The organism is Bradyrhizobium sp. SK17 (assembly GCF_002831585.1).
Classification (GTDB): domain Bacteria; phylum Pseudomonadota; class Alphaproteobacteria; order Rhizobiales; family Xanthobacteraceae; genus Bradyrhizobium.
Genome location: NZ_CP025113.1, coordinates 3,090,091 through 3,115,835 on the forward strand (window position 1 = coordinate 3,090,091; position 25,745 = coordinate 3,115,835).

Consider the following 25,745-nt stretch of genomic DNA (forward strand, 5'->3'; position numbering starts at 1 on the left):
CATCGCGCCAAAACAACTACACCCTGTGGTTATGGGTCCCGGCCTTCGCCGGGACGACGCAGGTGCTACGAACCGCGCACCCCGTCCCACCACGGGCAGGTGCCCGACATCAGCCTGAAATTGCCTTCCATCACCTGCACCGGTGCGCGCTTGCCCTCGGTGGCGGCGCGCATCCGCATCTCGCGCGCGATCGCGCGATCCTCCGCCGACAGCCAGACCCGCTCGTGGCCCCACAGGCTCGGACCGTCATGCATCTCGAACGGCGTCCAGTTCGCGGGGGCGATCTCGCGGCCGCCCCAGCCGCACTCGACCATGAAGGCCGACGGCGTCTTGGCGTAGAACGACGTCATCAGGTCATTGGTGTGACGGCCGAGCGTGACGTTGACCCGGTCTTCCTGCTGCGCGATGTCGTAGGCTTGGCCGACATCGTCGAGCGAGAACAGCTCCACCATCAGATGATGCATGCCGTTCGTCCCGGTCTCGATCAGCGCCAGCGAGTGATGCCGCGCATTGACGTGGAAGAAATAGGCGCGGAACGGCTTTTCGATGTAGTCGCTGAGGCCGAAGCCGAGCACATCGACATAGAAGCTCATGACCGGTGGGATCCGTTCGACCGTCAGCACGGCGTGGCCCAGCCCGAGCGGCCCGGTACGGAAGCCGGAGATCGAGCGGCCCGGCTTGAACGGCGTGTCGTCGATCTCGGCACCGTGGAATGCCTCGAGCCGGTTGCCGGCGGGGTCCCGGAACGAGATCAGGCTGCGCACCCGCCGGTTATCCGCGAGCGCCTGCGGCTCGGCGGTCACAGCCACGCCGGCCTGCTCCAGCCGCGCTGCCAGTGCATCGAGGGCTGTGGCATCCGCCACCTCCCAGCCGAAGAACCTGGTGCCTTCGCCCTGCGCGCGGTCGATCACGATGCGTTGCTTGCGGTCGTCCATCCGGAACGCGAGCAGCGAATTGCCGCGCTCGACCGCCTGCAACCCGACCAGGCCGGTGCCGAATTGTCGCCAGTCGTCGAGCGCGTCGGAGCCGAAGCCGGCATATCCGAGACCCAAAATCGTCATCTGCGCGTCTCCGCCATCTGTCTGTTTTTTGGGCGGCCGATCGGTCGCCATTTCAGCAAATCCTACGCGGAATCCGGTCGCTTCAAACCCCGAAAATGACGTCCCGGTCCGGGGCAGGGCGCCGGCGCCTCCCTTGACACGGCCCGCGCCGGGTGGTGTGTAACTGCTATGAGCACCGTCGCCAGTCCATCCCGTCGTTGGTGGCCCACCTTCTCATAGGTGGCCGGTGCGTTTTCTTTTTTCACAAACGTCGAAGGTCGCCATCGCAGTGCGACGGTACCTTCCCTTGTCCTGTGTGGCGCTCTCTTCCCAAGTCTCGTAAGAGGATCACATGAACAGGACAGTCTTCTCCCTGCCGGCCAAGAGCGAGTATCTGACCCATGGCGGCCTCGCGGTCGCGCGCGTGGTCGAACAGTTCACCGGCGGCGCCAACCGCCTTGACGATCTGATCGCATTGCTCGACCGCCGCCGCGGCGTGGTGCTGTCCTCGGGCACCACGGTGCCGGGCCGCTACGAGAGCTTCGACCTCGGCTTTGCCGATCCGCCGCTGGTGCTGGAGACCTCGGGCACCGACTTCTCGCTACAGGCGCTGAACCCGCGCGGTGAGGTGCTGATCGCCTTCCTCGGCGACGTGCTGCGCGAGCCGTGCGTCGTGATCTCGGAGCGCAGCGCCACAAAGCTCGCCGGCCATATCATCCGCGGCGAGGCGCCGGTCGAGGAAGACCAGCGCACCCGCCGCGCCAGCGTGATGTCGCTGGTGCGCGACATGGTGGCGGCGTTCACCTCCAATGCCGACCCGTTGCTCGGCCTGTTCGGTGCCTTCGCCTACGACCTCGTGTTCCAGATCGAGGACCTCAAGCAGAAGCGCGCCCGCGAGGCCGACCAGCGCGACATCGTGCTCTACGTGCCGGACCGCCTGCTGGCCTATGACCGCGCCACCGGCCGCGGCGTGGCGTTGAATTACGAGTTCGCGTGGAAGGGCAAATCCACCGCCGGCCAGCCGAACGAGACCGCGCCGAGCCTCTATGCAATGGCCGGACGACAGGGCTTTGCCGATCACGCCCCGGGCGAATACCAGGCGACGGTCGAGGTCGCGCGTGCGGCGTTCGCGCGCGGCGACCTGTTCGAGGCGGTGCCCGGGCAGCTGTTCGCCGAGCCTTGCGAGCGCTCGCCGGCGGAAGTGTTCCAGCGGCTGTGCCGCATCAACCCGTCGCCCTATGGCGCGCTGATGAATCTCGGCGACGGTGAGTTCCTGGTCTCAGCCTCGCCCGAGATGTTCGTCCGCTCCGACGGCCGCCGGGTCGAGACCTGCCCGATCTCGGGCACCATCGCGCGCGGCTCGGACTCGATCGGCGACGCCGAACAGATCCGCAAGCTGCTGAACTCGGAAAAAGACGAGTTCGAGCTCAACATGTGCACCGACGTCGACCGCAACGACAAGGCGCGGGTCTGCGTGCCCGGCACCATCAAGGTGCTGGCGCGGCGCCAGATCGAGACCTATTCGAAACTGTTCCACACCGTCGACCATGTCGAGGGCATGCTGCGGCCGGGCTTCGATTCGCTCGACGCCTTCCTGACCCACGCCTGGGCCGTGACCGTGACCGGTGCGCCGAAGCTCTGGGCGATGCAGTTCGTCGAGGACCATGAGCGGTCGCCGCGGCGCTGGTATGCCGGCGCGATCGGCTGCGTCAATTTCGATGGCAGCATCAACACCGGGCTCACCATCCGCACCATCCGCATGAAGGACGGCCTCGCGGAGGTGCGCGTCGGCGCCACCTGCCTGTTCGATTCCGATCCGGCGGCCGAGGATCGCGAGTGCCAGGTCAAGGCAGCGGCGCTGTTCCAGGCGTTGCGCGGCGATCCGCCGAAGCCGCTGTCAGACTCCGCACCCGATGCCACCGGCTCCGGCAAGAACGTGCTGCTGATCGACCACGACGACAGCTTCGTGCACATGCTGGCGGATTACTTCCGCCAGGTCGGCGCCAACGTCACCGTGGTCCGGCACATCCATGCCCAGGACATGCTGAAGCGGAAGGGTTGGGACCTTCTGGTGCTGTCGCCCGGACCGGGTCGCCCGGAGGATTTCGGCATCGCGAAGACCATCGACACCGCGCTTCAGGACAAGCTGCCGATCTTCGGCGTCTGCCTCGGCGTGCAGGCGATCGGCGAATATTTCGGCGGCGAGCTCGGCCAGCTCACCCAGCCGGCGCATGGCCGTCCCTCGCGGGTCCAGGTGCGCGGCGGCAGGCTGATGCATAATCTGCCCAATGAGATCGTGATCGGCCGCTACCATTCGCTCTATGTCGAGCGCGACAGCGTGCCCGAGGTACTGGCGGTGACCGCGACCACCGAGGACGGCGTCGCGATGGTGATCGAGCACAAGACCTTGCCGGTGGGCGGCGTCCAGTTCCATCCGGAATCGCTGATGTCGCTCGGCAACGAGGTGGGCCTGCGCATTGTCGAGAATGCATTCCGGCTTAGTCCGCCGGCCAATTGAGGATTGCGAGACCAATGACCTTCGACCACGACCTCAAGGCGACCGTTCGCACCATCCCGGACTACCCGAAGCCGGGCATCCTGTTTCGCGACATCACGACGCTGTTGGCCGATGCCCGCGCGTTCCGCCGGGCGGTCGATGAGCTGGTGCATCCCTGGGCCGGGTCGAAGGTCGACAAGGTCGCGGGCATCGAGGCGCGCGGCTTCATCCTCGGCGGCGCGGTGGCGCACCAGCTTTCGGCCGGCTTCGTGCCGATCCGCAAGAAGGGCAAGCTGCCGCACACCACGGTGCGGATCGCCTATTCGCTGGAGTACGGCATCGACGAGATGGAGATGCATGCCGATGCCGTGCAGCCCGGCGAGCGCGTGATCCTGGTCGACGATCTGATCGCGACCGGCGGCACCGCGGAGGGCGCGGTCAAACTGCTGCGCCAGATCGGCGCCAATGTGGTCGCCGCCTGCTTCATCGTCGACCTGCCCGATCTCGGCGGCGCCGCCAAGCTGCGCGCGATGGATGTACCCGTGCGCACGCTGATGGCGTTCGAGGGGCATTAGCCCCGCTCTCTCCACACGTCGTCCCGGCCTTCGCCGGGACGACGGCTAACCTCGTTGCAGCAGCATGCTCAGTTCGAGATCCCGGAACGTGGTGTAGTTCCTCCGGACCCACTGGTGCAGCTCGGTCGAGGAATCCTTCTCCTGGCGCAGATAGCCGGTGAAGGAGAAATTCAGCCGGTCGATATAGGTCTTCAGGAACACCGGCAGCGCGCGGAAGCGCAGCACCCGGCTCGCGGTCATGACCGGCGGCAACTCGCCACGCACCACGAATTCATTGTCGATCACGACGAGCCCGTTCGGCGGGATCATGCCGGCCAGCGTCTGGTAGCCGCGCACCGAGGCGCGGTCGGTATCCGCGACATACAGGATGACAGGCGCGACGCGGCGGCGCAGCGCCTCCTTCATCAGCCCGATCTGGTCGCACATTTTGAAGAATTCGTCGAAGGCGTGGTAGCCGAGATCGACCACCTTGGCGATGCCGTCATTGACGATGACGCGGTCCATCAGCTGCATCTTGCCGTAGGTGTCGATCACGTCGGCGGTCTCGGTGATCCGCGGCAAATAGTCGAGCAGCGACGGCTCCTTCAGATTGATGTCGAAGCAGACCACGTCGCCGTTCTTCAGCAGCAGGAATTCGCCGAGCAGCCGCGCGATCAGCGTCTTGCCGACCTGCGGGCGGGGCGAGCAGATGATGTAGACGGGCGTCGATGACATCGCCCGCTATATCAGGCCAAATTTCTACCCAATCCAGCCCCAACGCGGCCGCAGCCGCGACTATTTTTCGCCCTTGGCCGACTTGGCGCCGACCAGGTCGGTCAGCTTGATCCGATCGTACTCGCTCCAGACATTGGCGAGCCAGTGCCGGACATAACCGCGCAGCACGAAGGAGTAGTTGGCGGCGTCGTCGTTGATGCCCTTGTTCGCCACGAACTTCAGGAACGGGACCGACGAGACCTCGACCTGTTCATAGGCCATTTCGTTGAGCTTGGGGATCGTGAGGTCGGTCGCATCCTTGATGCGGTGGAAGTAGGAGTTGTAGGTCGCCTGGTCCCACTGGAAGAACTGGGTGTCGTTGATGAAGTTCTTCACCAGGAAGTATTTCGCGCCGGTCATGAAGTTGGCGGTCTCGGCGATCTCGTCCAGCGAGGCGATCGAGGGGCCCAGGATGTGGAACACGGCGAAGGTGATCTGGCCGGAGCGCGCCGCATCGAGGAAACCGATGTCGCGCAGCGAGGCCAGCGCGGGCGACAGCAGGCCGGCGCGGACGTCGATCACGGTGACGGCGGGTCCCGAGTTCAGCGTATCGAAGATCTTCATCTGATCCGCGGTCGTCGTCATGTCGACGATCTCGGTGATGTCAGGATGGAAGCGCTTCAGCGTACCGCGCGGCGACTCGGTGTCGAACGCCCGGGTCTGCACGTTATTGGCACTGAAATAGTCCAGGAGCGTCCGCGAGACGGTGGTCTTGCCGACCCCGCCCTTGTCTGCGCCCACCACGATCACGACCGGTTTTGCCATGGAAATCCCTTAAAAGCGCGCTCCCGATCGCGATGGCGATCGGCAAGTCCCCACACCTGCTTTGGGCGCGAACATGGCAGAAACGAGGGAGAATTCAATTCCTTAAGGCGCCTACAATCGGTTTGGTAGGGATTTCCTTAATGGACTGAGGTGCCTAGCGCATGATCCGGCTATGTGCGTGACGATTTCCGCCGCGACATGCGCGCAAGCCTGTGCGGGTCGATCAGCGATGCCGGCCCCAAGGTCCCTGAAGCGGTCCAAATGGTCCCTGTGCCGGGCCAGCGCCCGGCAGCGGCGGCGGATTGTTCGACGGCGCCGGCGGCACGTCGCCCCACGGGCCATGGGTCACCGGCGGAGGCTGGCCGCCCCCACCTGCGCTTCGTCCTTCGTGTCCGTCTCATCCGGCAGCGCCAGCGGTCCGGGATCGTGGCCGCCGGCATATTTCACCAGCGCATCGACCCGGGACTTCACCGACGGATGGGTGGCGAACAGGTCGGCGAAACCTTCGCGCGGATTGTCGACGCAGAGTTCCATCACCGCCGATGTGGCGCCCGGCAGCTCGCCGCGGTTCTCGATCTTGCGCAGCGCCGAGATCATCGCATCGGGATTCTTCGTCAGTTCGACCGATCCGGCATCGGCGAGATATTCGCGCGACCGCGACAGCGCGAGCTTGACCACCTGCGACAGCAGCCAGGCCAGCACGATCAGCGCGACCGCGATGATGATCACGATGATCGCGCCGCCGCCCGAGCCCTTGCTGTCGCGGTCCGAGGAGGATGACGACGATCGGGAGGATGACGAGGACGACCAGCCTCCGCCGCTCCACGACAGATTTGTGAACAGGCGGAAGAACAGCTCGCCGAAGAAACCGACCACGCCGGCGATGATCACGGCGACCACCATCAGCTGCACGTCGCCATTCTTGATATGGGTCAGCTCGTGGCCCAGCACGGCCTCGATCTCCTGGTCGTTCAGCGCGTTCAGCAGACCCGTGGTGACCGTGATGGAATACTGCCGCCGGTTCAGGCCGGCCGCGAATGCATTCAGCGCCGGACTGTCCATCACCTTCAGCTTCGGCATCGGGATGCCGCGCGAGATGCAGAGATTTTCCAGGAGATTGTAGAGCCGCGGCTCTTGCTGCCGGGTCACGCTTTCGCCGCCGGTGACGGCATCGATCATGTTCTGGTGGAAGAAATAGGCGATCACGATCCAGGCGACGGCTGCGATCGTCGCCCACGGGAAGGCCGAGACCAGGTCGCGCCAGGCCCGCGCAAAGTAATAGTCGACCGTGCGGCCGCTATCGGTCATCACCTCCGCGACCAGCGCGCCGGCATAGACCAGCACGTAGATCAGCAGGAACAGGCCGGCGAGCAGCAGCATCGAACGAAACTTGTTCGATGCGATGTGCGTGTAGAGACCATAGGCGGCCATGACGGAGCAGCCTCTCGCCGGCGCGCTGTGCGCCTCAGAACTTCACGCTCGGCGCCGTCTCGACTTCGGCGCGGCTGGCGCCGAGGTCGAAGAAATCCTTGCGGGTGAAGCCGAACATGCCGGCGAACAGCGCGGCTGGCATCTGCTGGATGCCGGTGTTGTATTCCTGGACCGCGTTGTTGAAGAAGCGGCGGCTGGCGGCGATCTTGTTCTCGATGTCGGAGAGCTCCGAGGCGAGCTGCTGGAAGTTGGCATTGGCCTTGAGGTCGGGATAGGCCTCCGACAGCGCGATCAGCCGGCCGAGCGCGCCGGAGAGCTGGTTCTCGGCCGCCGAGACCTGGGCCGGCCCCTGCGCCGAGATCGCCGAATTGCGCGCCTTGATGACATCTTCGAGCGTGCCGCGTTCATGGGAGGCGTAGCCCTTCACGGTCTCGACCAGGTTCGGGATCAGGTCGTGGCGCTGCTTGAGCTGCACGTCGATGTCGGCAAAGGCCTGGCCGACCCGCTGGCTGAGCGCGACGAGGCGGTTGTAGGCGCCGAACGCAAACAGCACGAGAAGAACGATGACGCCGATAACGATCCAGCTGGTCGACATGACAGGGCAGCTCCTGATGGATGAGACGGCGGCACCGTAACCCAGGATCGGGGCACAGGGCAGCCCGCCGCGAAGAGGTGGGCACAGGTTGGTCGGGGATGGACGCGAACTGGTTCAACATCGTCGCCCCGCTGGTTCTGCGTCGTCCCGGCGAAGGCCGGGACCCATACGCCGCGGCCCGTGGAAAGGGCGCAAGCGGCGCCGGCTTCGCTTCAAGATCGGGGTCGGGGGTTATGGGTCCCGGCCTTCGCCGGGACGACGAGCGTCGGACATTTGCACCGCATCGCCCCATCGCCAACGGCGGGCGCTGGCGTATTCGGCTTTGGCGCGGCGTGGGACCCTTGTCACCGATACGCCCTCCGGCGTGCATAGTTTGACCGCGATCTCGACCTTGCCGACGTCCGGCTGCGCCAGCAGCCGCGACGGCCGTGCGGCCACCGGTGCACGGCTCAGCGCCACATAGGCGAAGCGCTCGTCCTCGAACGGCAACTCGGCGCCCTTGACCTGCTTGTGCGCGCGCGAGCGTTGCAGGCGTTGCGAGAAGTGGCACCAGTCGGGCGCGACCAGCGGGCAGCCGCGGTCATGCGGGCAGGGGGCGGCGACATGCGCGCCGGCGGCGATCAGTCGGGCGCGGAGTGCGATGATGCGCGCATAGCCTGCGGGGGTGCCGGGTTCGACGACCAGCAGCGTGTCGCGGGTTTTCGACCACAGCGCATCGGCGAGCGCGGTCCGCTCGGTCTCGCCGAGTTCGCCGATCATGTAGCTGGCGACGACGAGGTCGGCGGGGGCGGCCTTGTCGAGCAGGGCGCGGGCCTGGCCGAGTTCGTAGCTGGTGCTGTGCAGCCGTGCACTGTCGCGAAACAATTCCACCGCCAACGTCCGTAGCGCGCCGTTGGCGTCGAGCAGGGTGAAGCCGCGCAGCGGGGCAAAGGTCTCCGCCGCCGCCCAGGTCGCGGTTCCCGGGCCGGCGCCGACATCGAGCAGGCTCGCCGGCGCGAAGTCGGGCCTGATCTCCGTCAGCGCATTCAGGCTTGCGACCACGGCGGCATAGGTCGCAGGCATCCGCGCCAGTGCGTAGGCCAGTGCATCGGTCTCGGTCCTGATCGTCCCTGAGTTGCCGCCTTCGCGATAGGTCCGCGAGATCGCAGCGGCGCGGCCGGCGGCGTCATTGCGCGACAGGCCGACGAGCCGGGCGTTGAGCGCGGCGCGCAGTTCGGCAGGGAGATCAGGTGAGGTCATACGACCCATTATCGCACGTCATCGTGAGCGGGGCGACTTGTCCGCCGAAGCCTTTCGGCGAAGGCGGAAGCAATCCATCACCCGCTTGCTGAGGCATGGATTGCTTCGTCGCTACGCTCCTCGCAATGACGACGCTGAGACGCTTGCGCCCAAAAACTCCGTGGCAACCCTACGCCACGTTCTGGTCGAGGATGTCCACTGCGCCTTGCAGGTCGACCGAGACCAGCTGCGACACGCCGCGTTCGGCCATGGTGACGCCGAACAGCCGGTTCATCCGCGCCATCGTGATCGGATTGTGCGTGATGATGATGAAGCGCGTGTCGGTCGAGCCGGTCATTTCATGCAGCAGGCTACAGAACCGTTCGACGTTGTGGTCGTCGAGCGGCGCGTCGACTTCGTCCAGCACGCAGATCGGCGACGGGTTGGTGAGGAACACCGCGAAGATCAGCGAGAGCGCCGTCAGCGCCTGCTCGCCGCCCGAGAGCAGCGACAGCGTCTGCGGCTTCTTGCCGGGCGGCTTGGCGATGATCTCGAGGCCGGCTTCCAGCGGATCGTCGCTCTCGATCAGATGCAGCGCCGCTTCGCCGCCGCCGAACAGCTCGGTGAACAGCCGCTTGAAGTGGTTGTTGACGGTCTCGAACGAGGTCAGCAGCCGCTCGCGGGCTTCGCGGTTGAGGCTCTGGATGCCCTGGCGCAGCCGCTTGATCGCCTCGACCAGGTCGTCGCGTTCGGTGGTCAGCGCAGTGTGCTGGGTCTCGACTTCCTTGAGCTCTTCCTCGGCGCGCAGGTTGACGGCGCCGAGCCGCTCACGGTCGCGGCGCAGCTTCTCGAGCTCTTCCTCGACCTGGCCGACCGGCGGCAGCTCCGCGCCCGGCTCGATCTCGGCCATGGCGACCACCGCGCTCGGCTCGACCTCGAGCATGTCGTGGATCTCGCGCTCGATATCGGCGAGGCGGCGGCGGGTGCCTTCCATGCGCTCCTCGGCGCGCGCGGTGGCCTCGCGGGAATAGGAGAGGGCTTCGAGCGTGGCCTTGGCGACGCGGTCGGTTTCCGCCATCGCGGCTTCGGCGCTTGCCAGCGCATCGGCGGCGATGCGGCGATCGCCCTCGGCGTGCTCGATCTCCGTGATCAGCGCGCTGCGCTTCTCGGCGAACACTTCCGGCGCGTTGGCGAGTTCTTCGCGCTCGATCGACACCTCGGCGATGCGTGCCTCGATCGTCCCGAGCTGCGAGGCGGCGCTGGTCTTGCGGGTCTGCCACTCGTTGCGCTCGGCGAGGATCGCCTGCACGCGGCGGTCGGCGAGCTCGGCCTCACGGGCCAGTGCCTGCGCCTCGGCGCGGACCTGCGCCGCGGCCCGGCGCTGGTTGTCGATCTCGGAGCGCACCGCGGCGAGCTGGGCTTCGGTCTCGACGCCCGGCGGCAATTCGGCAAGCGCAGCAGCAGCGCTCTCATGGGCGGCTTCGGCCTCGGCACGGTCGGCGGCGACGCGGCTGTGGGCCTCGGTCAGCGCCGATTTGCGCGCGGCATGGCGATTGATCTCGCGCTCGGTCGCGGCATGGCGCTCGCGCGCGGCATCGGTCTCGCGCCGGGCGGCGCGCACGGCTTCGCGCGAGGCGCCCTCGGCTGCCGCGGCAGAGCGCAGTTCTTCCTCGGCCGTCTCCAGCGCCTGGCGCTTGGCGGCAGCATCGATGCGGGCCTGTTCCAGCTCATGCTCGATGTCGACCAGGCGGGCGCGCTCGGCGAGGCGGCGGGCTGCGCCGGTCGGGGCATGCGCGTCGGCGACGAAGCCGTCCCAGCGCCAGACGTCGCCTTCGAGCGACACCAGCCGCTGGCCGGTATTTAGCTGCGACACCAGTGCGGCGCCGCGCTCCTTGGCGATCACGCCGATCTGCGCGAGGCGGCGCGCCAGTTCCGGCGGGGCCTGGACGTGATCGGCCAGCCGCTCGACGCCATCGGGCAGCGCTGGATCCTCGGCAGCTTCGCCGACATTGGTCCAGCGCATCGGCGCCGAGGAATCCACCGGCGCATCGAGGTCGTCGCCGAGCACGGCGCCGATCGCCTTCTCATAACCCTTGGCGACGGTGATGCCGTCGATGATCGGCGGCCACAGATTCTTGGTTTCGCTGGTGACCAGCTTGGAGATGGTGCGGGCTTCGGTCTCGAGCCGCTGCACGCGCTTCTCCGCCTCGGCGAGCGGATTGCGGGAGGCTTCCAGCGTCTGCCGCGCGGCGGCGTGATGCGCCTCGCTGGACTGCACGGCGGCCTCGGATTCGGCGAGCGTCTGCTGCGCCATCTCCATGGCGGCGGCGAGCGCGTCGATGTCGCCGAGATTGCCGGTCTCCTGCGCGAGCTTGGACTCCTCGGCCTGGACGCTGGCGATCTCCTGATCCAGCCGCGCCAGCCGGTCGCGATGGGTGCGGACGCCGGCTTCGAGCTGGTTGCGCTTGGCGGTGAGATCGGCGAGCTGCGTGGTCAGCTCGGAGAACTGGCGCTCGGTGGCGGCCAGGATCTCCTCGGCCTCCGAGACGCGCTCGTCGACGCCGGAGCGCTTCTCGACCCGCGACTTGATCTCTTCCTTCAGTTCCGCGTCTTCGGTGTCGAGGCGCTGCAACGCGATGTCGGCGTCGGAGGTCTGCTGCTGCTCGCGCGCGATGTCCTGGGCGAACTGGGTGAGGCGGCGGTCGAGCTCGCCGACGCGCTCCTTGGCGCGCTGCTCCTCGCGGTCGAGCATCTCGCGCGCATTGGTCAGGCGCTGTAGGCCGGCGGCGGCGCGCGCCTCGGCATCGCGCAGCGCCGGCAGTTCGGTGGCACGGATCGCCTGGATGCGCGCGGCTTCGGCCTGATGCTGGGTACGCTCGGCCATCTCGCGCACGGCGAGATCATGGTTCTGCGCGGCGTCGTTGACGTCGGCATTGGCCCCGATCCAGCGCAGGTGGAACAGCATGGCTTCGGACTTGCGCACCTTGGCCGCGACCTCGCGATAGCGGATCGCCTGGCGGGCCTGCTTCTTCAGGCCTTCCATCTGGCCGGTGAGCTGGCCGATCACGTCCTCGACGCGGGTCAGGTTGGTTTCGGCCGCCTTGAGCCGCAGTTCCGCCTCGTGACGGCGGGCATGCAGACCGGCCACGCCGGCGGCGTCTTCCAGCACGCGGCGGCGCTGCTCCGGCTTGGCCTGGATGATCTCGCCGATCTTGCCCTGGTGGACCAGGGCCGGAGAACGCGCGCCGGTGGCGGCGTCGGCGAACAGGATCTGCACGTCGCGGGCGCGCACGTCGCGGCCATTGATACGATAGACCGAGCCGGCCTCGCGCTCGATGCGGCGGGAGATTTCGAGCAGCTGGCTGTCATTGACGGCGGCCGGCGCCGAGCGATCGGAATTGTCGATCGTCATCACGACTTCGGCGTGGTTGCGCGCCGGACGGTTGCCGGAACCGGCGAAGATCACTGCATCCATGTCGGCGGCGCGCAGCGATTTGTGCGAGGTCTCGCCCATCGCCCAGCGCAGCGCTTCGACGAGATTGGATTTGCCGCAGCCGTTCGGTCCGACGACGCCGGTCAGGCCCGGCTCGATCATGAAATCGGTGGGTTCAACGAACGACTTGAAACCGTGCAGGCGGAGGCGCGTGAGCTTCATGTACACAAATCTCGCTTGGCCGGGCGCGAATCTCCCTGCCGTGACAATACCATGGATGGCAATGTCGGTGTCTGGGGTGAATAGCTGCGTGCAGCTCTCATGAGCGGCGACAATGGCGATGCCCGCGCGTCAGGGCAACCGCTTGACCCAGCTTTTCCCAAGGGATTTGCAGGGGTTTTGCCCTCGCTGCACGTCCCTGAAGATTCGCATCGCGCGAATCAGGTTTTCAACAACGAAATAATGCGACCGCTGCATGCCGTGATCGCAAGTCATCCACAACTATCGTGCCCGGCGCGAACGCGGGGCACGATGACGTCGGATTCGGAAGGCGCGTGATCAGCTCTTCAGCAGCGGGTCGATGTGCTTGCTGAATTCCTCGAACGAGGTCTCGCCCTTCAGCACTTCGCCATTGATGAAGAAGGTCGGCGTCGAATTCACCTTCAGCACCTCGTTGGCGTACTTCTGGTCGGCGGCGATCTTGTCGAGCAGCTTCTGATCCTTCAGGCAGTCCTCGACCTGCTGCTGGCTGAGGCCAGCCTGCTTGCCGATCCGGGTCAGCGTCTCGGTGGTGTTCTTCATCACCCAGTCGTTCTGCTGGCGGAACAGCAGGTCGATCACGGTGAAGTATTTCGGAGCGTCGTCCTTGGCGATGCAGCGCGCCAGCATCGAGCCGGCGGCGGCCTTGATGTCGAGCGGGAATTCGCGGAACACGTAACGGACCTTGCCGCTGTCGATGTAGGTCGACTTGATCTTCGGGAACACGGTCTCGTTGAAATTGGCGCAATGCGGGCAGGTCATCGAGGCGTATTCGACGATCGTCACCTTTGCGTCCTGCGGGCCGAGGCCCATGTCCGGCAGCGACTGCGGCTTGGCGACCTCGGCGGCGGTCTGCGCGAATGCGTCCGAGATCAGGCGCAGCGGCGACAGGCCGGCGAGGGCGGCCAGGCCGGTCAGCGAGAGAGCGGTGTTGAAAGCGCGGCGCGTGATGATCAAGGTCAGCTCCCGGATTGGCGCGTTCACGCCAGAATGAAGGGGTCCCGAAAAGAAGCCTTCGCTAGCTTGAAACGACCATTGTGGCAATGCCGGGGACTTGCGGCAGCGCCATCGAAAAGCGTCAATTTCGCTTGATCGTGGCGCCCAGCCGGGCCAGCGCCGCGCGCAGCTCGTCGTCCTCCACGGCGGCGAGGTTTGCCGCCTCCCGGGCCACGCTCTTGGCGTCAGGCGGGCGCGGCCGCGCCGGGCGGCTGCGGCGCGACAGCGGGGCCTGCCGGATGGTCAGGCGGCCGACCGCGTGCCAGCCGAAGAACCGGTTGACCCGTTCCAGGATGACGTCGGAGGAATGCTGGATCTCCAGCGCCATCGGCCCCTCGACCCGCAGCACCAGCGTCGCCGGCTCCTGCGGCTGCCCTTCGACGGGGCGCGGCCATTGTATCTTCATGGGCTCGCAATAGGGCGCGATCCGGTCGCCGGCGATCTCGGTCCAGCGCGTCACCAATTCGCGCGCGGCAAAGCCCTGCTTGGCATAGGCGTCCTTGAAGACGTCGCTGAGCAGGATCGACAGGGGCTTTGCGCTGATCGGGCCGGGTTTGGACATGGGAGGGTTATAGTGCGGTGGCGACGCCGCTGAAACCGTGTTCATCAATGTGGTGACGCTTCCGGGCCACGCAAAGAAAGACGTGGATGCCCGGGTCGAGCCCGGGCATGACGTGGTGGGATTTGCCTTAAGATACGTCCATGAGCTCTCGCACGGCCGCCAAGACCAAATCGACCGAACAGCCCGCCGATCGCCCGGCGCGGCTGCTTGCGTGGTATGACCGGCATCGCCGGACGCTGCCGTGGCGCGCGAACGCCGGGGAGCGGGCCGATCCGTACCGGGTGTGGCTGTCGGAGATCATGCTGCAGCAGACCACGGTGCGGGCGGTCGGGCCGTATTTCGAGAAGTTCCTGGCGCGCTGGCCAGACGTCACCGCGCTCGGCCGCGCGTCGCTTGACGATGTCCTGAGGATGTGGGCCGGGCTCGGCTATTACTCACGGGCGCGCAATTTGCACGCCTGCGCGGTCGCGGTGCTGGGCGATCATGCCGCGGCGTTTCCGGACACCGAAGAGGGCCTGCGCGAGCTGCCCGGGATCGGGCCCTACACCGCGGCTGCGATCGCCGCGATCGCATTCGACCGCCGCACCATGCCGGTGGACGGCAATATCGAGCGCGTGGTCAGCCGGCTCTACGCCATCGAGGAGGCGCTGCCGCAGGCCAAGCCGCTGATCAAGGAGATGGCCGCGACGTTGCTTGGCCCGGCGCGTGCCGGCGACAGTGCGCAGGCATTGATGGATCTGGGCGCCACGATCTGCACGCCGAAGAAACCGGCCTGTGCATTATGTCCGCTGAATGACGATTGCGCCGGCCGCATCCGCGGCGACCAGGAGACATTTCCGCGCAAGGCGCCGAAAAAGACCGGGACGCTGCGCCGCGGCGCCGCCTTCGTGGTGACGCGGGGCGGCGAACTGCTGGTGCGCTCGCGCCCGGAAAAGGGCCTGCTCGGCGGAATGACCGAAGTGCCGGGATCGCAATGGCTGGCCGGGCAGGAGGAAGACGCCGCGCTGGCGCAGGCCCCGGAGCTCAGGGGCGTCACGCGCTGGCACCGCAAGGCCGGCATCGTCAGCCACGTCTTCACCCACTTCCCGCTCGAGCTCGTCGTCTACACCGCCAGTGTGCCGCCGCGGACCCGCGCGCCGGAGGGCATGCGCTGGGTGCCGGTGGCAACCCTCGATGGCGAGGCGTTTCCGAATGTGATGCGCAAGGTGGTCGCCCACGGCCTCGATCTCTGACCTGCTGACACCATGCTGGCAGCAGCGACCGGCTACGACCTCCGTCACAACGGAGGCCGCCATGATCGCAACCGCGCTCGACCAGATTCCGAAACCGCCCTGTGCCAAATTGCTGGGATGGCAGCTTGTCGATGCCCGCCCGCAGGACGGCTGGATCAAGATCGTCTTCGACGGCAAGCCGGAGTTCTGCAATCCCGCCGGCTTCGTCCAGGGCGGCATGCTGTCCTCGATGCTCGACGACACGATGGGGCCGGCGGTGTTCGTGATGACCGAGGGCAGGCTGTTCACCACGACCATCTCGATGACCGTGAACTTCCTGGCGCCGGCCAAGCCCGGACCGATCACCGGCGAGGCGACGGTGACCCAGCTCGGCAAGACCATCGCCTTCGTCGAGGGCCGGCTCACCGCAGTCGACGGCACGTTGCTCGCGACCGCGAGCAGCAGCATCCGCCTGGTGGAAGCGGCGCGGGTGCTGCGGTAGCGCCACTTGCGCTCCACCCAATTCCGTCGCTCTGAGGAGCGCGGATCTCGCGCGCGTCTCGAAGGGTCGACGGCCACCGGCCGGGCCGTGCATCCTTCGAGACGCGCTACGCGCTCCTCAGGATGACGGGGATAGATTGTATGAGCCCGCCCGCTGCACGATCGGCGGCTTGGCGTTGAGGCCCTCGACCTGGAAGCCGGCGACGCGCTTGTAGTTGGCAGCGATGTCTTCCAGCTCCTGTTGCGACAGCACCTCGGTGACGATCCTGAAGCCATCGGGCGCGCGCTCTTCGACCAGCTGCATCACCTGTTCCGGGCCGTTGCGGCGGTTCAGCATCACGAGATCGGTCGTCGCCGGTCGCCGCTCGGCCTCATAGGCTGACAGCGCCGCCTGCGTCGGGCCATGCGCCAGGATCTCGCGCGTCAGCGTGCGCGCATCCAGGATCGCCTGCGAGGCGCCGTTGGAGCCGATCGGGTACATCGGATGCGCGGCGTCGCCCATCAGCGTGACGCGGCCGAAGGTCCATTGCGGGATCGGATCGCGATCGACCAGCGGATATTCGTAGGCATGCGGGCAGTTCCGGATCAGGCCGGGCACGTCGAGCCAGTCGAAGTTCCAGGTCTCGAACCAGGGCAGGAACTCGTCGAGCTTCGCAGTGCGGTTATAGTCCTCGCGGCGCCATTGATAGGTCGGCGGCATGTGCCGCTCGGCGACCCAGTTGATGTCGAACTTGCCGTCGGCACCGGCCTCCTTCGAGATCGGGTAGCAGACGAATTTCAGGGTCTCGTGCCCGGCCATGATCATGGTGCGGCCGGTCAGGAAGGCGTTCGCCCGCGTGATGCCGCGCCACAGGATGCGGCCGTTCCAGATCGGCGGACCCTCCTGCGGATAGAGCTTCTCGCGCACCGCCGAATGGATGCCGTCGGCGGCGATCAGCACCGCGCCGTCATGGCTGTCCGCCGGCTTGCCGGTTGCCTTGTCGATGAACTCGGCGCGGACACCGTCGGCGGTCTCGGTCCAGCCGGTGAGGTGATGGCTGGTCAGGATGTTGTCGCGTCCCAGCCGTTCGGTGGCGGCATCAAGCAGCAGTTGCTGCAAGCGGCCGCGATGGATCGAGAATTGCGGCCATTTGTAGCCGGCCTCGAGCCCGCGTGGTTCGCTCCAGATCGGCTTGCCGTGCTTGGAGAAATAGGCGAGCTCGCGCGTGCGCACGGCGGTCGCGTCGAGCACGTCGTGGAGGCCGAGCTCGATCAGTTCGCGCACCGCATGCGGCAGCACGTTGATGCCGACGCCGAGCGGCCGCAGCTCCGGCACGCTTTCGAACACGCGGCAGGGCACGCCGATCTGATGCAGGCTGAGCGCCAGCGTCAGCCCGCCAATTCCGCCACCTGCAATGAGTACAGTCATGAAAGGCCCTCTCGATTGGCCATGGTCTTCGCATGGCGGCCCCGCCGCGGGCAAGTCCGCGGCACCGCGCGGGGTGGACGGCGAGGGGTGGTGCCGCTAACGTCCGCCGCATCTCATAAAAAGGCAACGGCCGGGTTCGCCACGAACCGACAAGGCCCGCAGAGGACAACGACATGCTCAAGCTCTACACCGCCCCCGGCACCTGTGCGCTCGCCTCCCACATCGCGCTGGCCGAAGCCGGCGCGCCCTACACGGTCGAGCGGCTCGACTTCAAGAACAACCAGCAGAACAGCCCGGAATATCTCAAGATCAATCCGAAGGGCCGGGTGCCGACGCTGGTGACCGAGCACGGCGTGCTGACCGAGACGCCGGCGATGCTGGCCTATATCGCGCAGACCTATCCGCAGGCGAAGCTCGCGCCGCTCGACGACGCCTTCGCATTCGCCCGGCTACAGTCGTTCAACTCCTATCTCTGCTCGACGGTGCATGTCTGCCACGCCCACAAGATGCGCGGCGCGCGCTGGGCGACCCAGGAGAGCTCGTTCGCCGACATGAAGACGATGATCCCGAAGACCATGGGCGCCTGCTTCAACCTGATCGAGCGCGACATGCTCAGGGGACCGTGGGTGATGGGCGAGAACTACACCGTCGGCGATGCCTATCTCTACACGCTCACCCTCTGGCTCGACGGCGACGGTGTCGACATCGCGACCTTGCCCAAGGTCAAGGCGCACCGCACGGCGATGGAGAGCCGCCCGGCGGTGCAGAAGGTGCTGGCGGAGCAGAGGGCGTAAGGCGGAGCGGTCGTCATACCTCGGTGTCGTCCCGGCGAATGCCGGGACCCAAAACCACCGTTGCCAGCTGTTTGACAGGGCTGTGGCCCCAGCGTCGTGCCACACGAAGATTTGGGGTTATGGGTCCCGGCCTGCGCCGGGACGACGTGAGGATAGAGTTCGGACCTCTATGCCTTCCCCGTCTCCAACTCCCGTCCGGTCTCCAGCATCAGCTTGCGCAGCCAGATCGAGCCCGGGTCCATCTGCGCCCGGGTCGGGTAGAACATGTACTGCTCGTCGATCCCGGGATCGAGCGGCGGCGTCACGATCATCAGCGACAATTGCTTCGCCAGCGCCGCGATCAGCCGGTGCGGCACGAAGGCGACGAGGTCGGTGCGTGCGGTGACGTGCAGCGCCTCGATATAGCCCGGCACCACCAGCGCGATCCGCCGCTCGATGCCCTTGGCGCGCAGCCAGGTGTCGATCAGATCCTCGTTGTGGCCGCGGATGATCACGGCGACATGGCGTGCGGCGAGGAACGCCTCGCGCTTCCTGAGCTTGGTGCCGACGGGATGGCCGCGGCGCAACGCGAGCGCATCGATGTCGGTGTAGAGCCGCTGGCGGTGAAAGCCCTTGAAGGAGTTGCCGATCGAGATCACGAGATCGATGGTGCGGGCGAAGTCCGGCGTGAAGATCGTCGAGCTCCGCCACGGTACCACGTCGATGGTGACGTTCGACGCCAGCCGGGTCACCTTCTCCATCAGCCGCGGCATCAGGAGCTCGACCGCGAGGTCGGGCATCATCAGGCGGAAGTGCCGGTCGCTGCGTGCGGCGTCGAAATCGTCCGCCACGAACAGCGTGCGCACCTGGTCGAGCGCCTGCGCCAGCGGCGAGCGCAGCGCCTGTGCCCGCGGCGTCAGCTCCATCCGCGCGCCGTTGCGCACCAGCAGCGGATCGCCGATCAGGTCGCGCAGCCGCTGCAACGCATGGCTGGTCGCCGGCTGCGATAGGTTGAGCCGCAGCGCGGCGCGGCTGACGCTGCCGTCGCGCAGCAGCGCGTCGAGCGCGACCAGCAGATTGAGGTCAAGCGAATTCAAATTCATCAGGTGAATATATATCATACCACCTATCGATTGGAAGAATGCGCGTCGCCGCCGCAGGATTGGTGGGCACGGCGCTTCACGCGAAGCGCCTCGATGTCAGCCAATCAATCACAGGAGACGCGCCATGAGCGCAGCCGACAACAAGAAACTGGTGCAGCAGATGTTTACCGTCGCCGGCGATCCCGACCCGGCGGTGCGCGAGAAATCGTTGTTCATAGCAACCCTCGCCGATGACGCGATCTGGACCGTGACCGGGCAATATTCCTGGTCGCGCACCTTCACCGGCAAGCCGTCGATCCTGAAGGATTTGCTCGGCCATGTCCGTTCGAGGCTGACGGAGCGCGGCCGCACCGTCGCCAACCGCATCGTCGCCGACGGTGACATCGTGGTGGTCGAAGCCAAGGGCAACAGTCTCACCAAGGAAGGCCGGCGCTACGACAACGACTATTGCCTGGTGCTCCGCTTCGACGGCGGTCGGATCAAGGAGGTGCGGGAATATTGCGACTCGGTCTTGACCGAGAGGGCGCTCGGTCCGTTTCCGTCGATCGAGGTTCGCGCGGCGGGTTGAGCCGTTGGCGGCCGCGTTGGCGGCACTGGTCTGGTTCAGGCAACGGCGCGAGAACCGGCGTTCGTGGCGGCGGCTCGCTGCGATGAGCGAGCGGGAGTTGCAGGACATCGGCGTCTGCCGCGCCGATGTCTCTCATCATCGCCGGCGCGATCACGGCCTGTACTGGCCGCCGTAGCGAAAATGCGCGGGGTGAGCGACGCGTCAGCGCGCCCACCCCGCGCAGCATCGGGGACGGCTTACGCCACCTTGTTCTTGAGGTGGCCGAACATGATGCCGCGGGCTTCGTCGTCCATCTCGGCCTTGAAGCTGTGCTTGTCCTTCAGCGCGATGGCGCGAGCCGCGGCCGGCCGCGCCGAGATCTCGTCAACCAGACGCTTCACGTTGGGATATTTCGCGTAGTTCTCCTCGCCGAGCACGAACGGCGCCATCCGCGCCCAGCCCCAGAACGCCATGTCGACGATCGTGTAGCTGTCGCCGACCATGTAGCGGGACTTCGCGAGGTGATCGTCGAGGATCTTGTAGTGGCGGTTCGCCTCGTACTGGTAACGATTGTTGGCGTAGTCGAGGTCCTTCGGCGCGAAATGCTTGAAGTGCACCGCCTGGCCGGAATACGGGCCGAGGCCGGTCGCGATGAACATCAGCCACGACAGCGTCGCGGCGCGGTTGGCCGGGGTGTTGGCGGGCAGGAATTTGCCGTTCTCCTCGGCGAGGTAAAGCAGGATGGCGTTGCTATCGAATACCAGCACGCCGTCATCGTCGATCGCCGGCACCTTGCCGTTCGGGTTGACCTTCAGGAACTCCGGCGCGAACTGCTCACCTTTGCGGGTGTCGACCGGGATCGCCTCGAACGGCAGGCCGGATTCTTCCAGGAAGAGTGCAACCTTGTTCGGGTTCGGTGCGCCATTGAAATAGAATTTGATCATGAAGGGGACTCCCTTGGTTCTTGTGGCCGGCGAGATCGGGACACGGCGGGAAAAGCCGCAGCGTCCCTCATGCGCAAAATTCACTGCACGGCGCAAGCGACGAGTTTGTGAAGCAGGGGCGCGCAGCGCGCGGGTCGGCGGGCGTCATCTTTCTCCATGCATCGGGCCGCCGCGAAGCGGCGAGCCCCCCGATGCGCAATCGCGCATCGGGGAATGACGAGTGGAGAGTCAGTGCGGCTTGCTCAGCCCGCCGCCATCTCGGAGCGGATCTCGGCACGCAGCTCGTCGATCAGCCTGAGGCCGGTCTTGGTCTCGACGTGCCAGAAGGTCCAGCCGTTGCAGGCGCCGGCGCCCTGCGCGACCGCGCCGATGCGGTGGATCGAGCCGACCTTGTCGCCGAGCATGATGGCGCCGTCGGCGCGCACCAGCGCGCCATGGCGCTTCTTGGCGTCGACCAATTTGGCACCGGGCACGATCATGCCGCGCTCGATCAGTTCGGAGAATGCCACGCGGGGCGCCTCGCGCGCGGTCATGAACGGGGCGAGCGTCGCCTCCGGCAGCGGCTCGATCGCGGCGATGCGGGCTTCGGCTGCGGCGGCATAGGTTCGGTCGCGCTCGAAGCCGATATAGTTGCGGCCGAGGCGCTTGGCGACGGCGCCGGTGGTGCCGGTGCCGTTGAACGGATCGATCACGAGATCGCCGGGCTTCGACGACGACAGCAGTACGCGGGCGAGCAGCTGCTCGGGCTTCTGGGTCGGATGCACCTTCTTGCCGTCGTCGCCCTTCAGGCGCTCCTCACCGGTGCACAGCGGGATCAGCCAGTCGGAGCGCGCCTGCACGTCCTCGTTGGAGGCTTTCAGCGCTTCATAGTTGAAGGTGTAGCCCTTGGCCTTCTCGTCGCGCGCGGCCCAGATCATGGTCTCGTGCGCGTTGGTGAAGCGGCGGCCGCGGAAATTCGGCATCGGATTCGACTTGCGCCACACGATGTCGTTCAGGAGCCAGAAGCCGAGGTCCTGCATGATGGCGCCGACGCGGAAGATGTTGTGATAGGAGCCGATCACCCACAGCGTGGCCGACGGTTTCATCACGCGACGGCAGGCCAGGAGCCAGGCGCGGGTGAAATCGTCATAGGCGGCGAACGACGAGAACTTGTCCCAGTCGTCGTTGACGGCATCGACATGCGACTCGTCGGGGCGCTTGAGGTCGCCCTTGAGCTGCAGATTGTAGGGAGGGTCGGCGAACACCAGGTCGACCGAGCCGGCCTGAAGCTTCGACAACTCGGCCACGCAATCGCCAATGACGATGTGGCTCGACGGGGCACTCTCAAATTTAGTGCGGGGCGCCCTTGCAGACGCCCCGCGACGCGACACTACCATGACTCAAGAACTCTGACTCAGGCGACGCTGTCGGCGACGCGGGACTAAACAACCGACTGGCGCCACATTGACCCGGCAAAGTAAAAATCGACTTAATTGGAAATGTTCATGCAAAAGATTGCAGCAGCTTTTGCGTGAGGTGGCGCAATGCGGTTGGCGTTGTGCTGCAACATCAGCGCGTTCTGCGAAAAATTTCGCGGATCATCGAACCGGCGCGATTCGAAGGGTCGATCGGCTGCCGCTTGCAGCGGGCTGCACCACACTGAATGCACGCCTGCGGGCTAGGCAATTTTTGCCGGGCAGGATATTGATTAACAGAACGGAAATTTTAAGTTGGTGTGTCCCGCATTGGGGCGCCGACTGGAATAAAGGGAAACCGCCATGCGCTATGATGATTTCCGCCGCAGCGACGATATCGAAGACCGTCGCGACGACAGCGGAGGGGGCGGTGGTGGCGGCGGCTTCGGCATTCCGATGGGCGGCGGTGGCGGGCTCGGCATCGGCACCGTGATCGTGCTCGGCCTGCTCGGCTATGCGTTCGGCATCGATCCGCGCATCCTGATCGGCGGCGCCGAGATTCTCACCGGCGGTGGCCAGGCGCCGACCTATCAGACCGATCGGCAGTCGTCGGGCGGCCAGGCCAAGCGCGGCGCGCCGACCGACGAGATGGGCAGCATGATCGCCGGCATCCTCGGCGAGATCGACGATCGCTGGAGCGAGATCTTCCAGGCCTCGGGCCAGAGCTACACCGGCCCGAAGATCGTGCTGTTCCGCAACGCCACCAATGGCGGCCGCTGCGGCATGGCGCAGTCGGCGATGGGACCGTTCTATTGTCCGCCGGACAAGACCATCTTCCTCGACACCGGTTTCTTCCGCGAGGTCGAGACGCGCTTCCGCGGCTGCTCGGGCAACGCCTGCAAATTCACCGCGGCCTATATCATCGCGCATGAAGCCGGCCATCATATCCAGAACCTGCTCGGCATCATCCCGCGTGTGAACCGGTTGCAGCAGCAGGCCGGCAGCAAGGCCGAGGCCAACGCGTTGCAGGTCAAGGTCGAGTTGCAGGCCGATTGCCTCTCCGGCGTCTGGGTCAACCGCGAGGAGAAGAAGCGGCCCGGCTTCCTCGAGGCCGGCGACATCGACGCCGCGCTGACCACGGCGAATGCGATCGGCGACGACACGCTGCAACGCCAGGCCACCGGCCGGGTGGTGCCGGATTCCTTCACCCACGGCTCCGCCGCGCAGCGCAAGCAATGGTTCATGACCGGCTACCAGCAGGGCACCGTGCAGGCCTGCAACACGTTCGCCGGCGGCTAGGCGATGGCAGCTTTTCGGCAGCGCGACATATATATTGTGGCGCGCTGCTCGGTGGCGTCATCCTGAGGTGCTCGCCCGCTTGGCGAGCCTCGAAGGATGACGGAGCCCGTGGCCCATCCTTCGAGGCGCGCTGCGCGCGCACCTCGGGATGACGTCAGTGTATGAGGTGCACGATGTCTTCGATCGACGAATCCAAAGCCTTCGTCCCGCTCAACATCGCGGTGCTGACGATTTCCGACACCCGCTCGCTGGCGGATGACAAGTCGGGCACCACGCTGGCCGACCGCCTGACCGCCGCCGGCCACAAGCTCGCCGCGCGCGAGATCGTCACCGATGACGTCGAGGCGATCCGCGCCGTGATCCGGCGCTGGATCGCCGACGCGGGCGTCGATGCGGTCATCACGACGGGCGGCACCGGCTTCACCGGCCGCGACGTGACGCCGGAGGCGGTCGAGCCGCTGTTCGAGAAGCGGATGGACGGCTTTTCGATCGCCTTCCACATGCTGAGCCACGCCAAGATCGGGGCGTCGACGATCCAGAGCCGGGCCACCGCCGGCGTCGCGGGCGCGACCTTCATCTTCTGCCTGCCCGGTTCGCCCGGCGCCTGCCGCGACGGCTGGGACGGCATCCTGGCGGCGCAGCTCGACTACCGCACGCGGCCCTGCAATTTCGTCGAGATCATGCCGCGGCTCGACGAGCACCTGCGCCGCCCGAAGGCGCAGGGGGCAAGCGCGTAAGCACTATCCTGTCATTCCGGGGCATCGCGCAGCGATGAGCCCGGAATCTATCGCCCCGCATAATTTGCGGCGAAATGGATTCCGGGCTCGCGCTTCGCGCGCCCCGGAATGACGAGGGAGGGCGTGACGCTTACAGCTCCAGCTCCCAGGTCTCGCCGATCAAATCGACGCCGAAGCTGTGGTGCTTCTCTTCCTTGACGCGCTGGAAGCCGGCGCGGGCGTAGATGCCGCGTGCGGCGAGCAGGATGCTCTGGGTCCACAGCGTCATCTTTTTGTAGCCCTTCTCGCGCGCGGAGCGGATGCATTGCTCGACCAGGGCGCGGCCGACGCCGAGGCCGCGCGCCTTGTCCTCGACCAGCAGCAACCGCAGCTTCGCGATACCCTCGCCGCCATTGACCAGGAAGACCGAGCCGACCGGCTCGCCGTCGATCTCCGCGATCCAGCAATGCTCGCGAGCCGGATCGAACGATCGCAGGAATTGCGCGCAGATCTCGGCCACCAGCGCCTCGTAGCTGATGTCCCAGCCATATTCCTCCGCATAGGCCTGTCCCTGTCGCGAGACCACCCAGCCCATGTCGCCGACGCGGTGGCTGCGCAGCAGGAAGCCGACCGGCTTTTCGGCCACTGGCTCCAGCGACTGCTCGATCGTGCCCATGGCGCGCACCACGGCTGCGCGCCGGTCGCCGTCGATCTGTTTCAACAAGGCTGCGACCTCGCTGCGCGAACGGCTGTCGAGGTCGGCGGCCGCCGCGCGGCCCTTGGCGGTCAGCGCCACCTCGTTGACCCGCTTGTCCGCCTTCGACGGCTTGCGGGTCACGATCTGGCGGCGTTGCAACGCCGCCAGCGTCCGGCTGACGAAGCCGGCATCGAGGTCGAGATCGCGCACCAGGTCGGTCGCGGTGCAGTCGGCACGATGCGCGAGCTCGTAGATGATCCGCGCTTCCTGCAAGGTGAACGACGAATGCAGCAGCTTCGGCTCGATGATGCCGAGCTTGCGGGTGTAGAACCGGCTGAAGCCGCGGACTGCGGCAACCTGGCTCTCGAGGGCCGTGTCATGGGAGTTTGATTTCATCAAACATATTATTTGACGGAATCAAGTAATATGCAAGCGCATTTACACGACCATGATCCGGCTGCGCAGCATGGTGCGCGAGGAGCGGCCGAGCCGGCGCAGCAGGCGGGCCTCGGAGCGGCGGGCATCCGGGCGGTAGCCGCCGATCCGCTCGTAATGATCGCGCGCGATCAGCAGCCCCTGTTCGGCCGAGGGCCCGGCGAGCATCCGGGCGACGAATTTGAGGCCGTCGCGCAGGCCGGGGTCGGAGTAGGGCGCGCGGGCGTAGCGGAAGATGCCGGCGCGATCCTTGCCGCTGGCCGCCACCATCTGGATGAACTGGGTGGTCTCCTCGATCCAGCCGGCATCGAGCACGGCGCCCGGATGCAGGAACATCAGCCAGGGCGAGCGCGCCTGCTTGGCACCGGCAGCGAGGGCTGCGGCGCGGGTGCCCTCGAAGCGCACGAAGCGGCAGCCGGCGACGTCGGCGACGCGCTCCATGATGTCGGTGTCGGTGCGGTCGACCAGCAAGACTTCGCGGATGATTCCCGCGGCTGCGCCCGGCACCAGCGCCGCCAGGGTTGCGACCGCGGTGCGCTCGACCCCGTCGGTCGGAATGATCACGCTCAGCATGATTTGAGGCTTCGGTGGCTC

Annotated in this window: 23 protein-coding genes and 1 pseudogene; 9 read left to right on the forward strand and 15 right to left on the reverse strand. The window is 66.5% G+C overall.

Annotated elements, in window-relative coordinates; all coding sequences use genetic code 11:
- Window positions 1–65: 65 nt before the first annotated feature.
- Complete coding sequence (locus CWS35_RS14400) at window positions 66–1,061, reverse strand: VOC family protein (protein WP_100956351.1); 996 nt, start codon at window positions 1,059–1,061, stop codon at window positions 66–68.
- Between the two features lie 331 nt (window positions 1,062–1,392).
- Between CWS35_RS14400 and CWS35_RS14405 the strand changes: the two genes are divergently transcribed.
- Together CWS35_RS14405 and CWS35_RS14410 are read left to right on the forward strand one after the other, a co-directional pair.
- Entirely contained in the window at window positions 1,393–3,558 is a 2,166-nt protein-coding gene (locus CWS35_RS14405; protein ID WP_100952277.1) for an anthranilate synthase component I, read from the forward strand.
- Window positions 3,559–3,572: 14 nt separating this feature from the next.
- The gene (locus CWS35_RS14410) at window positions 3,573–4,112 is read left to right on the forward strand and encodes an adenine phosphoribosyltransferase (protein ID WP_100952278.1); all 540 of its coding nucleotides are present in this window, start codon (window positions 3,573–3,575) and stop codon (window positions 4,110–4,112) included.
- Window positions 4,113–4,157: 45 nt separating this feature from the next.
- On the opposite strand, the gene CWS35_RS14415 is transcribed toward CWS35_RS14410, so the two are convergent.
- The 8 genes and pseudogenes from CWS35_RS14415 to CWS35_RS14450 form a co-directional block, all read right to left on the reverse strand.
- A complete protein-coding gene (locus CWS35_RS14415; RefSeq protein ID WP_024580459.1) occupies window positions 4,158–4,826 on the reverse strand; it encodes a hypothetical protein in 669 nt (222 codons plus the stop codon).
- 60 nt (window positions 4,827–4,886) lie between these two features.
- Entirely contained in the window at window positions 4,887–5,630 is a 744-nt protein-coding gene (locus CWS35_RS14420; protein WP_024580460.1) for a hypothetical protein, read from the reverse strand.
- Between the two features lie 223 nt (window positions 5,631–5,853).
- Window positions 5,854–7,061, reverse strand: a pseudogene (locus tag CWS35_RS14425) (M48 family metallopeptidase).
- A gap of 34 nt (window positions 7,062–7,095) precedes the next feature.
- Window positions 7,096–7,656: a LemA family protein gene (locus CWS35_RS14430; protein ID WP_024580462.1), complete on the reverse strand. Its 561-nt coding sequence runs from the start codon at window positions 7,654–7,656 to the stop codon at window positions 7,096–7,098.
- 231 nt (window positions 7,657–7,887) lie between these two features.
- On the reverse strand, window positions 7,888–8,895 hold the full coding sequence (locus CWS35_RS14435; RefSeq protein WP_100952279.1) for a small ribosomal subunit Rsm22 family protein: 1,008 nt from the start codon (window positions 8,893–8,895) through the stop codon (window positions 7,888–7,890).
- 169 nt (window positions 8,896–9,064) lie between these two features.
- Complete coding sequence (gene smc / locus CWS35_RS14440) at window positions 9,065–12,529, reverse strand: chromosome segregation protein SMC (RefSeq protein ID WP_100952280.1); 3,465 nt, start codon at window positions 12,527–12,529, stop codon at window positions 9,065–9,067.
- Between the two features lie 336 nt (window positions 12,530–12,865).
- On the reverse strand, window positions 12,866–13,522 hold the full coding sequence (locus tag CWS35_RS14445; protein WP_024580465.1) for a DsbA family protein: 657 nt from the start codon (window positions 13,520–13,522) through the stop codon (window positions 12,866–12,868).
- A gap of 121 nt (window positions 13,523–13,643) precedes the next feature.
- Complete coding sequence (locus tag CWS35_RS14450; RefSeq protein ID WP_024580466.1) at window positions 13,644–14,123, reverse strand: DUF721 domain-containing protein; 480 nt, start codon at window positions 14,121–14,123, stop codon at window positions 13,644–13,646.
- A gap of 140 nt (window positions 14,124–14,263) precedes the next feature.
- Between CWS35_RS14450 and mutY the strand changes: the two genes are divergently transcribed.
- The gene (mutY, locus tag CWS35_RS14455; protein WP_100952281.1) at window positions 14,264–15,355 is read left to right on the forward strand and encodes an A/G-specific adenine glycosylase; all 1,092 of its coding nucleotides are present in this window, start codon (window positions 14,264–14,266) and stop codon (window positions 15,353–15,355) included.
- 61 nt (window positions 15,356–15,416) lie between these two features.
- Window positions 15,417–15,836 carry a PaaI family thioesterase gene (locus CWS35_RS14460; RefSeq protein ID WP_100952282.1) on the forward strand — a complete coding sequence of 140 codons (420 nt, stop codon included), beginning with the start codon at window positions 15,417–15,419 and terminating at the stop codon, window positions 15,834–15,836.
- 117 nt (window positions 15,837–15,953) lie between these two features.
- On the opposite strand, the gene CWS35_RS14465 is transcribed toward CWS35_RS14460, so the two are convergent.
- Window positions 15,954–17,243 carry a flavin-dependent oxidoreductase gene (locus CWS35_RS14465; protein WP_024580469.1) on the reverse strand — a complete coding sequence of 430 codons (1,290 nt, stop codon included), beginning with the start codon at window positions 17,241–17,243 and terminating at the stop codon, window positions 15,954–15,956.
- A gap of 173 nt (window positions 17,244–17,416) precedes the next feature.
- Here CWS35_RS14465 and CWS35_RS14470 point away from each other — a divergent pair, with 173 nt between their 5' ends.
- The gene (locus CWS35_RS14470) at window positions 17,417–18,037 is read left to right on the forward strand and encodes a glutathione S-transferase family protein (protein WP_100952283.1); all 621 of its coding nucleotides are present in this window, start codon (window positions 17,417–17,419) and stop codon (window positions 18,035–18,037) included.
- Between the two features lie 167 nt (window positions 18,038–18,204).
- Here the strand turns inward: CWS35_RS14470 and CWS35_RS14475 are convergent, their stop codons facing one another.
- Entirely contained in the window at window positions 18,205–19,119 is a 915-nt protein-coding gene (locus tag CWS35_RS14475) for a LysR family transcriptional regulator (RefSeq protein ID WP_100952284.1), read from the reverse strand.
- Window positions 19,120–19,243: 124 nt separating this feature from the next.
- Between CWS35_RS14475 and CWS35_RS14480 the strand changes: the two genes are divergently transcribed.
- Both CWS35_RS14480 and CWS35_RS14485 read left to right on the forward strand, forming a co-directional pair.
- The gene (locus tag CWS35_RS14480; protein WP_100952285.1) at window positions 19,244–19,687 is read left to right on the forward strand and encodes a nuclear transport factor 2 family protein; all 444 of its coding nucleotides are present in this window, start codon (window positions 19,244–19,246) and stop codon (window positions 19,685–19,687) included.
- A gap of 4 nt (window positions 19,688–19,691) precedes the next feature.
- Window positions 19,692–19,862 (forward strand): DUF1127 domain-containing protein, encoded by a 171-nt coding sequence (locus CWS35_RS14485; protein ID WP_100952286.1) that lies wholly within the window; start codon window positions 19,692–19,694, stop codon window positions 19,860–19,862.
- Between the two features lie 61 nt (window positions 19,863–19,923).
- Here CWS35_RS14485 and CWS35_RS14490 read toward each other — a convergent pair whose 3' ends face one another.
- Together CWS35_RS14490 and CWS35_RS14495 are read right to left on the reverse strand one after the other, a co-directional pair.
- Window positions 19,924–20,610 (reverse strand): glutathione S-transferase family protein, encoded by a 687-nt coding sequence (locus CWS35_RS14490; RefSeq protein ID WP_024580473.1) that lies wholly within the window; start codon window positions 20,608–20,610, stop codon window positions 19,924–19,926.
- Between the two features lie 242 nt (window positions 20,611–20,852).
- A complete protein-coding gene (locus CWS35_RS14495; RefSeq protein ID WP_100952287.1) occupies window positions 20,853–21,986 on the reverse strand; it encodes a site-specific DNA-methyltransferase in 1,134 nt (377 codons plus the stop codon).
- 381 nt (window positions 21,987–22,367) lie between these two features.
- Between CWS35_RS14495 and CWS35_RS14500 the strand changes: the two genes are divergently transcribed.
- On the forward strand, window positions 22,368–23,303 hold the full coding sequence (locus CWS35_RS14500; RefSeq protein WP_024580476.1) for a neutral zinc metallopeptidase: 936 nt from the start codon (window positions 22,368–22,370) through the stop codon (window positions 23,301–23,303).
- Between the two features lie 173 nt (window positions 23,304–23,476).
- Window positions 23,477–24,040 carry a molybdenum cofactor biosynthesis protein B gene (moaB, locus tag CWS35_RS14505; protein ID WP_100952288.1) on the forward strand — a complete coding sequence of 188 codons (564 nt, stop codon included), beginning with the start codon at window positions 23,477–23,479 and terminating at the stop codon, window positions 24,038–24,040.
- Between the two features lie 130 nt (window positions 24,041–24,170).
- Here moaB and CWS35_RS14510 read toward each other — a convergent pair whose 3' ends face one another.
- Together CWS35_RS14510 and CWS35_RS14515 are read right to left on the reverse strand one after the other, a co-directional pair.
- The gene (locus CWS35_RS14510; protein WP_100952289.1) at window positions 24,171–25,112 is read right to left on the reverse strand and encodes a helix-turn-helix domain-containing GNAT family N-acetyltransferase; all 942 of its coding nucleotides are present in this window, start codon (window positions 25,110–25,112) and stop codon (window positions 24,171–24,173) included.
- A gap of 42 nt (window positions 25,113–25,154) precedes the next feature.
- Window positions 25,155–25,724, reverse strand: coding sequence for a glycosyltransferase (locus CWS35_RS14515; RefSeq protein WP_100952290.1), 570 nt, complete (start codon window positions 25,722–25,724; stop codon window positions 25,155–25,157).
- Window positions 25,725–25,745: the final 21 nt, after the last annotated feature.

What these genes read in the sequence shown, in the direction of transcription:
- CWS35_RS14400 (WP_100956351.1), bottom strand. Translation starts at nt 1,061, where the DNA reads ATGACGATTTTGGGTCTCGGATATGCCGGCTTCGGCTCCGACGCGCTC.
- CWS35_RS14405 (WP_100952277.1), top strand. Translation starts at nt 1,393, where the DNA reads ATGAACAGGACAGTCTTCTCCCTGCCGGCCAAGAGCGAGTATCTGACC.
- CWS35_RS14410 (WP_100952278.1), top strand. Translation starts at nt 3,573, where the DNA reads ATGACCTTCGACCACGACCTCAAGGCGACCGTTCGCACCATCCCGGAC.
- CWS35_RS14415 (WP_024580459.1), bottom strand. Translation starts at nt 4,826, where the DNA reads ATGTCATCGACGCCCGTCTACATCATCTGCTCGCCCCGCCCGCAGGTC.
- CWS35_RS14420 (WP_024580460.1), bottom strand. Translation starts at nt 5,630, where the DNA reads ATGGCAAAACCGGTCGTGATCGTGGTGGGCGCAGACAAGGGCGGGGTC.
- CWS35_RS14430 (WP_024580462.1), bottom strand. Translation starts at nt 7,656, where the DNA reads ATGTCGACCAGCTGGATCGTTATCGGCGTCATCGTTCTTCTCGTGCTG.
- CWS35_RS14435 (WP_100952279.1), bottom strand. Translation starts at nt 8,895, where the DNA reads ATGACCTCACCTGATCTCCCTGCCGAACTGCGCGCCGCGCTCAACGCC.
- smc (WP_100952280.1), bottom strand. Translation starts at nt 12,529, where the DNA reads ATGAAGCTCACGCGCCTCCGCCTGCACGGTTTCAAGTCGTTCGTTGAA.
- CWS35_RS14450 (WP_024580466.1), bottom strand. Translation starts at nt 14,123, where the DNA reads ATGTCCAAACCCGGCCCGATCAGCGCAAAGCCCCTGTCGATCCTGCTC.
- mutY (WP_100952281.1), top strand. Translation starts at nt 14,264, where the DNA reads ATGAGCTCTCGCACGGCCGCCAAGACCAAATCGACCGAACAGCCCGCC.
- CWS35_RS14460 (WP_100952282.1), top strand. Translation starts at nt 15,417, where the DNA reads ATGATCGCAACCGCGCTCGACCAGATTCCGAAACCGCCCTGTGCCAAA.
- CWS35_RS14465 (WP_024580469.1), bottom strand. Translation starts at nt 17,243, where the DNA reads ATGACTGTACTCATTGCAGGTGGCGGAATTGGCGGGCTGACGCTGGCG.
- CWS35_RS14470 (WP_100952283.1), top strand. Translation starts at nt 17,417, where the DNA reads ATGCTCAAGCTCTACACCGCCCCCGGCACCTGTGCGCTCGCCTCCCAC.
- CWS35_RS14475 (WP_100952284.1), bottom strand. Translation starts at nt 19,119, where the DNA reads ATGAATTTGAATTCGCTTGACCTCAATCTGCTGGTCGCGCTCGACGCG.
- CWS35_RS14480 (WP_100952285.1), top strand. Translation starts at nt 19,244, where the DNA reads ATGAGCGCAGCCGACAACAAGAAACTGGTGCAGCAGATGTTTACCGTC.
- CWS35_RS14490 (WP_024580473.1), bottom strand. Translation starts at nt 20,610, where the DNA reads ATGATCAAATTCTATTTCAATGGCGCACCGAACCCGAACAAGGTTGCA.
- CWS35_RS14495 (WP_100952287.1), bottom strand. Translation starts at nt 21,986, where the DNA reads ATGGTAGTGTCGCGTCGCGGGGCGTCTGCAAGGGCGCCCCGCACTAAA.
- CWS35_RS14500 (WP_024580476.1), top strand. Translation starts at nt 22,368, where the DNA reads ATGCGCTATGATGATTTCCGCCGCAGCGACGATATCGAAGACCGTCGC.
- moaB (WP_100952288.1), top strand. Translation starts at nt 23,477, where the DNA reads ATGTCTTCGATCGACGAATCCAAAGCCTTCGTCCCGCTCAACATCGCG.
- CWS35_RS14510 (WP_100952289.1), bottom strand. Translation starts at nt 25,112, where the DNA reads ATGAAATCAAACTCCCATGACACGGCCCTCGAGAGCCAGGTTGCCGCA.
- CWS35_RS14515 (WP_100952290.1), bottom strand. Translation starts at nt 25,724, where the DNA reads ATGCTGAGCGTGATCATTCCGACCGACGGGGTCGAGCGCACCGCGGTC.